The 2,438-nt window shown below is 33.2% G+C and carries 2 protein-coding genes; both read left to right on the top strand.

Translation table 11 applies throughout. The features are described 5' to 3' along the window. The first annotated feature begins 228 nt into the window (after positions 1 to 228). The gene (locus tag JCM21531_RS16890; protein WP_094184852.1) at positions 229 to 1,575 is read left to right on the top strand and encodes a sensor histidine kinase; all 1,347 of its coding nucleotides are present in this window, start codon (positions 229 to 231) and stop codon (positions 1,573 to 1,575) included. Between the two features lie 15 nt (positions 1,576 to 1,590). Beyond that, positions 1,591 to 2,244, top strand: a complete 654-nt coding sequence (locus tag JCM21531_RS16885) for a response regulator transcription factor (protein WP_038291555.1) — start codon at positions 1,591 to 1,593, stop codon at positions 2,242 to 2,244. The last annotated feature ends 194 nt before the right edge of the window (positions 2,245 to 2,438 follow it).

The following is a 2,438-nucleotide window of genomic DNA, read 5'->3' as shown; positions in this document are numbered from 1 at the left end:
TTATAGGATATAAATATAATCAATTGAATATGTAGCATATCCCAATTATCCCATATAACATTGTATTCCAAACCATTCCATTTTAATAGTAGACATTTTATTGCTACCCCCCTTGTATAAGACAACTTTTTTTACTACTCCCTTACACAAAAAAATGCTATAATACTGTATGGCATTAATTATTTTACTTTGGGGGTATAAAATGCTAATTATTGCAGTTATTATTACATGGATAATTGGCACAATAATGCTAAAGAACCGGAAAAGCGCTGCAGATATATGGTTCTCGGTAGCGTTTTTGCTGTTGGGCTTGGGTCTCCTGACACTTTTAAACGCTACATGATGGATTATTACCGGTTGAATTTCTCCACTTCAACGTATAACAAAATATGTTTACTTCACAGTATTATATCTACCATACCTCAGTATTTGACTCCACCGGTGTTTGTTATCTCTGTCATTGAATACTCCGGCGTTTTGCTCCAAAAATTTAAAACCGTCAAGACAATTATATATACAATTGTCTCCTTTCCATGGTTAACTTTATTTTTCATTTTTCCGCCCTCAAGTTTTTCTTATTACTATGAGAATTCAAAGGTGTTTTGGTATACAATTACTTACTTGGGCCTTGTATACATGATTATATACATTCTAGTATTAGTAGTATCTTTGTATAGATCTGAAAACCCGCAGGAAAAGAAGCAAAAGTTTTTGATGTGCCTCTTTAGCATTCCCTCAACCACTGCTGCCTATATTGTATGCTATGTCAATAAAAATATTTTTAAGAGTATGCATGGAATTACACTATGGACTGCCGTAGTATTGTTCTTTCTTTCGGTTTTCTTTTTCCTGGTTATCAAGTACAATTTCATGGGAGTAAAAATTGCAGTTGAAAGTTATGATTATTCATTAAAAAAGATAAGTGAAGGCACTGAAATCCTAATTCATGCTCTAAACAGAGAAATGGCTAAAGTCAAGACATCTGCTTTGCTCATCAGTGAGTATTGTGAACTTCCTGATGATGCACAAAAGAATATTGATATCATGAATTCTTCAATCAATCACATATGCGAAATAATTCATAAAGTAAATAATTCGTTGCAAACCTTTCATCTGGACAAATCCTTATACCCTTTGTCTGAGTTGGTTGTAGAAGCTGTTAACAGTATTGAGAATTCAGCAAAACAATCAAACATAGAGATTGTGTTCAACCAAGAGGATGATGCAGTTGTGCTCTGTGATAAAACTTTAATTGTGGAAGTTTTGCAAAATGTATTAAATAATTCTATCGAAGCCATTGCCAATAACGGAAGAATAGAAGTTTCGCTATCCAAGCACAACTCTTTTGCTTCAGTAGCAATAAAGGATAACGGCCCCGGTATACCAAAGAAAATCATTCCCAGGATTTTTGATTTCTACTTTTCAACAAAAACACATCAAAGTAATTATGGACTTGGACTATATTTTTGCAAGAAAGTCATGCTTTTACACAAGGGAGACATTTCAATAAAAAGTGTTGAAGGAAAGGGAACTACAGTATTTTTAAATTTTATGACCAAAAGTCAAATAATTTAAAAAGGGGATGACTATATGACGGACTGCATTAAAGTATCAATTGTTGACGACGATTATGACTTCTCTTCGTTATTAAAAAGCTACTTAGATAAACAAGACGGAATTAAAGTAATCTCTACTTTTCATTCAAAAGAAACGGCAATAAAGGATTTACCTTTGGACAACCCTGATGTAATTTTGATGGATATCAATCTGGGTGATAATAACCTGGACGGAATAGATTTAACAAAAGAGTTGATAAAGAAAACTAAAATAAATTCCAAAATAATAATGCTGACGGGTATTTCCACTTCGAGGGAGGTTGTCCTTGACTCAATCAATGCCGGTGCAGCCGCCTATTTACTCAAAGCAAACATTCAAAGCATTCCGCACGAAATAAAAAGCGTCATGAGCGCGAGTCCGATTTCCATTATTGCCGATGCTTATAGAAATGAAAAAACAAACAGTCTTTTGCATTCTCTGTCTTTTCACCAATTAATGCATATAAAAATGATTTTTGACAAAAAGAGCTGTACTGAGATTGCCAAGGAATTAAGTATTGAATTAAGTACCGTTAAAAAGAATTTGACCCGCATCTATAAGCTGCTTAACGTTAAATCAAGATACGAACTTAAGGATAAGTTTAATAAAGATTACCTTGACAATCTTATAAAAATTAAGATGAAGTAAAACAAGAGCAAATAGACTTATACGGCAAAGGTATATAATGATACCAGAAATTAAGACTGACAAAACAGCAGAAATAAGTTAGAATGGAATTATGGAAAAGAGAAGAAATTTTACACCAGAAGAAAAAGCAAAAATAGTTATTGAGGTCTTAAGAGAAGAAAGAACGCTGAATGAAATCGCTGCGGAATACGGAA

Origin of the sequence: Acetivibrio straminisolvens JCM 21531 (genome assembly GCF_000521465.1) — a bacterium.
Classification (GTDB): Bacteria; Bacillota; Clostridia; order Acetivibrionales; family Acetivibrionaceae; genus Hungateiclostridium; species Hungateiclostridium straminisolvens.
This window is presented reverse-complemented; position numbering and strand designations above follow the sequence as displayed.